This is a genomic window from Bacteroides intestinalis DSM 17393 (assembly GCF_000172175.1).
GTDB lineage: Bacteria > Bacteroidota > Bacteroidia > Bacteroidales > Bacteroidaceae > Bacteroides > Bacteroides intestinalis.
The window spans coordinates 1-4,148 of sequence record NZ_ABJL02000005.1 but is presented as its reverse complement, the minus strand read 5'-3'; the positions used below and the strand labels follow the sequence as shown (position 1 = coordinate 4,148).

Genomic DNA, 4,148 nt, shown 5'->3' with positions numbered 1-4,148 from the left:
TGTATGGGCAGCTCTCATCAAGCGCAGCCTTTGCTGGTTTCAAAACTCTTTCCTCAAAATGATCTATTCTGTCTTTTCCGTTCTTGTCCTTGTATTTGTCCGCAGGTATGCCAAGACGGTCTTTCAAGTTTTCAAGGGATATATCCAAAGGGTACACCTGCCCACTCATTAACATGTAAAACCTAAGGGAATACCCAGTAGGTAGCGCAAGAGCCTTGTTTAACTCAAATTCTCTGTACCCCTTGGCGAACTTGGTAAACACATCCCAAAGGTCGTTAGACACACGAAAGGTTATAATGCCAGTGCGTTTTTTATATTTTGGGTTAGATATAAATCCGCACTTCCACCATTCCTCGTCATCTTCGTAAGTAAAAAAACGTCCTGCCAAAGAATCGAGTGCGGCTATGATTTCATTGTAATCACGTCCGGAAAAAATAACGTCAGATACATGCATTTGTGCATCAACATCACAAAGTCCATGCTCAAACTTGCGTTTCGTGCCTGCATAATCTTTCAGTTTTACTCCCTTTAGTTCAGCTTGGCACGCTTCCAGTATGCGAAGAACTATTCTTTGTTCGTGTATGGACATGTCTTGCTGTTTTGACCATGTATATACCCATGAAACAACAACATCTTTATTCTTGGTAATAGGTAGTTTCTTTTTCATAAACGATTGATTTGCTGCAAATATACACAATCCCCACATTAAAACAAAAAAAGAGGGGTAAAACTCCCAAAGTGTGGGGACTAATTTACTTTTAAACCCCCAAAGTGTGGGGGCTAAACTCCCAAAGTGTGGGGAAACACATGTTCTAATCCCTTTATTTATGGGCGTTTGCGAAGAAGTGATAGAGCATATTACAGACGATGCTTATAACAGACAAGGGGAATTTATAGAGCTAAGTGGTTGATTTACTGTCGGAAAAAGAAAAACGATAGGGAAAAAGAGCAAAGCAAAACCAACCAACGGGCGGTAGGATTGGAAACGGGTTTTTATGGCGTGTACACGTTTGTGTACAAAATGTTTGTATTTTATTGAAATATAGCTATCTTTGTGCTGAATTTAAAAGCAAACAGATATGGAAGCATTATCAGTAAGAGAATACCGTAACAACCTCGCAGCGTCTTTCACCAAAGCTGACAATGGCGAGCAGGTACTAATTCGCAGGAAAAACGAGATTTACGCTTTGGTAAAAGTTGGTCGTGAAGATTTGAGGATAACCCCGGAGCTGCAAGCAAGGATTGACAAGGCAAGGGAAGAAATCAAATCCGGAAAGTGTGTTACCCTCAAAAGCAGTGAGGATATTGATGCTTATTTCGATAGTCTATGATGTACACAATTAGGGTTTCCGACGGGGTGGATAAGGTGATTGCCAAATGGAAGAAATCAAACCCCAATTTGTTCAAGAAGTATAAGAAAATCTACAAAGAATTGTTAGAGCACCCTAAGACTGGGCTTGGGCATCCCGAAGCGTTAAGGGGCGGTGGGGATATTACATGGTCTCGACACATTACCGCCCATGACCGGATAATCTATGACATTTACGAGGAAGTGGTAGAGGTCTACATCTTGGAGGTAGAGGGGCATTACAACGATAAATGATAAAACTGTTATGGTCGAATATTGTGTTTACTGGTTAGAGAACGGCGAGCCTATGCACGAGGTGTTCTCTTCTCTTGCCGCCGCCGAGATGTACTCATGTGCGATAAGAGGGAAAGAAAACATTGAATGGGTGGAGGTGTCCGAAGAAGAAACCATTGATTTGGACGAACTGGAAGACATGTTCCCGGATGACTTCTGCGGCGTGTAATCCCCTTGGGTAGAAATGGGGTAGAATTTGTTAGGCTGTGGGGGATTTTCTAACACGCCGGGGCTTTTTGCTGGGCGGTTGGCGTGGATGTATTCCCATGCGGCATGTGTATATATAGCAAGAAGTGTCCTTGTCGGACAATTCTTGCTTTTCTCGCTTTGCTCAAAAAGATTTTAAGATTACCTTTGTGGCATGGAACTAAGACGGAACGAAAAGATTACATTCCGGTGTACCGAACTTGAAAAGGACGCACTTGCGGAGCAGGCAGCCCGGTGCAGTCTAAGCGTATCGGAATACTGCCGGAGTTTGTCCCTTGGGGGGCGCCCAAGGGAGAGGTACACCGAGGAGGAACGGCAGCTTCTCCGGGACATAGCCCAGTTGAAAGGAACGCTCCAACGGCTGAACAACTACTTCGGTGGTCGCCAGTACCGGGAAGTGTTCGAGGAGAACCGGGCACTAATTACAGAGCTCAAAAAAATACTCTCACGATGATAGGGAAAGGGAAAAGCATATCACATGGTGTGGCGGCATTGGAGTACGACCTCGCCAAAGAGATAAACGGGCAGGCAGTAGCCACCGAGATAGCCCGGCATGAACTTTATGGGTGTACTGGTGCGGAAATGGTGCAGGAAATGAAACCGTATCACATTGATTTTCCGAACGTAAAAAACAACTGCCTACGTTTCGAGGTCAGCCCCTCGATAGAGGAAAGCGCCACCTTTACGGATGCGGACTGGGCGGAACTTGGTAACGACTTCATGCAGCGCATGGGGTTGGCGAACCACCAGTACATCATCATCCGGCACAGCGGTACGGAGAGCAAGAAAGAGCAAGCCCACCTGCACATACTGGCAAACCGGGTTTCCCTTTCCGGGGAACTGTACCGGGACAACTGGATAGGGAAAAAGGCAACGGAAGCCGCCAATGCCATAGCCAAGGAACGGAACTTTGTACAGTCGCAGGACATTGGCAAAGTCAACAAAGCGGAAATCAAGGAAGCCATGGACGGCGTATTGAAGAAGATGCAGGGCTTTGACTTTACCAAATTCAAGGAAGAACTTGGTAAGAGAGGTTTTAAAGTCCGGGAAGCCAGGGCAAGCACCGGGAAACTTAACGGCTACTATGTCACAGCCCGAAGCGGTACGGAGTATAAGGCAAGCGAGATAGGGAAAGGCTACACTCTCGCCCATATCGAGCGGACACAAAGCAAACTGAAGTGCAACTCAATGAACATATCTCATGGAAACAAACTCACACCCGGAAGCGGCAGCTTCCAACGTTAAGCAGGGACAGTACAGCCCCCGGAAAAGAAAAGATACAACGCCAAGGGTAAACCCGCAGCTTGCGGTAGAACTGGTGTATCAAGAACTAAAGCGTGTTGAAGTCTATACGAAGCGCATAGAGGACGCAACAGCCCGAAAGGTACAAATAGACGGGAAAAGCCTTGAAAGTGCCGAAAATCGCCTAAAAAACGTGTTGGCGGACTTTGAACGGCAGGGGTACAGAATGAAAAACGGCGGTTATGTGGACAAACGAATTTCGTTCTACTCAATCCTTTGTGCTGTTATCTCCCTATTGTTCGCTTGTTTCATGTGCTATCTTTGGACGGATGCAGCCAAAGACCGGGACAACTACAAGCAGTATTATGAATACTACCAAGAGCAGGCAAGGGAACAAAAGGGGAATAAATAAACATCTAACTTTACGAATTATGGGAACAACGGAACACGAAGAACCCCGGTTCTTCTTCATACTGAACAAGGGTGCGAAGTCCGGCGGCGAAATCACCCATGCCGTCCTAAACGGTAGTATCGTTTCGAAGCCGGCAGGCTGGGACGCCTTTCATGGGCTTGCACTGGCGAGAGAGAAACTAAGCAGCGAGGAAATACAACAGCAGATGAAAGAACTTGGTGTAGAAATGGAAATCGTTCCTCTGATTTGACAAGATTACCCGGAGTGTTTCAGCCGGGTAATCTTGTTACTTATCCTTGATTTTCCCTTTAAGGGCGTTTATAATCCACCCTTTCGGATTGTTCTTTTCTCGTGATTTTCCGTTTAGGAGAGCCAGTTCTCCGATAAGGTCGGTTATCTTTTCTTGTGCCGTTATGAATGTCTCTTTGTTCCGGTTTATCTCTTCCGATGTGAAGCCGCAGGAATAACGGAGGTACTCGTACACATGGCTGTCTATCTGATATCGTGCTGTAACCTTTGCTTGCAATTCTTTCCCTTCCAGTTCTTCATCTCTGAACTGTGGTTGATAGACCGGGTAGAACCTAAACCCGGTCACCTTGCTACGTTTGTTGTTTGGGTTTTCACGCACTTTCACGTAGTTGAAAG

General features: G+C 45.8%; 8 protein-coding genes and 1 pseudogene. 7 read left to right on the top strand and 2 right to left on the bottom strand.

Annotated elements, in window-relative coordinates; all coding sequences use genetic code 11:
- On the bottom strand, positions 1-667 hold a 667-nt coding region (locus BACINT_RS02130), incomplete at its 3' end, for a replication initiation protein (RefSeq protein ID WP_044154663.1).
- Between the two features lie 412 nt (positions 668-1,079).
- Here BACINT_RS02130 and BACINT_RS02125 point away from each other — a divergent pair.
- The 7 genes from BACINT_RS02125 (at position 1,080) to BACINT_RS02095 (ending at position 3,753) form a co-directional block, all read left to right on the top strand.
- Positions 1,080-1,331 (top strand): hypothetical protein, encoded by a 252-nt coding sequence (locus tag BACINT_RS02125; protein ID WP_007660180.1) that lies wholly within the window; start codon positions 1,080-1,082, stop codon positions 1,329-1,331.
- Entirely contained in the window at positions 1,331-1,603 is a 273-nt protein-coding gene (locus tag BACINT_RS02120; protein ID WP_004295504.1) for a type II toxin-antitoxin system YoeB family toxin, read from the top strand. The genes BACINT_RS02125 and BACINT_RS02120 overlap by 1 nt, the downstream gene beginning before the upstream one ends.
- 10 nt (positions 1,604-1,613) lie before the next feature.
- The gene (locus tag BACINT_RS02115) at positions 1,614-1,811 is read left to right on the top strand and encodes a hypothetical protein (protein WP_004295503.1); all 198 of its coding nucleotides are present in this window, start codon (positions 1,614-1,616) and stop codon (positions 1,809-1,811) included.
- 192 nt (positions 1,812-2,003) lie between these two features.
- A complete protein-coding gene (gene mbpA, locus BACINT_RS24760) occupies positions 2,004-2,303 on the top strand; it encodes a mobilization protein MbpA (RefSeq protein ID WP_004327437.1) in 300 nt (99 codons plus the stop codon).
- Positions 2,300-3,094, top strand: a complete 795-nt coding sequence (gene mbpB, locus BACINT_RS02105; protein WP_007560590.1) for a mobilization protein MbpB — start codon at positions 2,300-2,302, stop codon at positions 3,092-3,094. Before mbpA ends, mbpB begins: the two co-directional genes overlap by 4 nt.
- Positions 3,051-3,503, top strand: coding sequence for a mobilization protein MbpC (mbpC, locus tag BACINT_RS02100; protein WP_004295511.1), 453 nt, complete (start codon positions 3,051-3,053; stop codon positions 3,501-3,503). The genes mbpB and mbpC overlap by 44 nt, the downstream gene beginning before the upstream one ends.
- A complete protein-coding gene (locus tag BACINT_RS02095) occupies positions 3,457-3,753 on the top strand; it encodes a hypothetical protein (RefSeq protein WP_425265811.1) in 297 nt (98 codons plus the stop codon). The genes mbpC and BACINT_RS02095 overlap by 47 nt, the downstream gene beginning before the upstream one ends.
- Before the next feature lie 36 nt (positions 3,754-3,789).
- On the opposite strand, the pseudogene BACINT_RS02090 reads toward BACINT_RS02095, so the two are convergent.
- Positions 3,790-4,148: pseudogene (locus BACINT_RS02090) on the bottom strand (replication initiation protein); the annotation flags it as partial.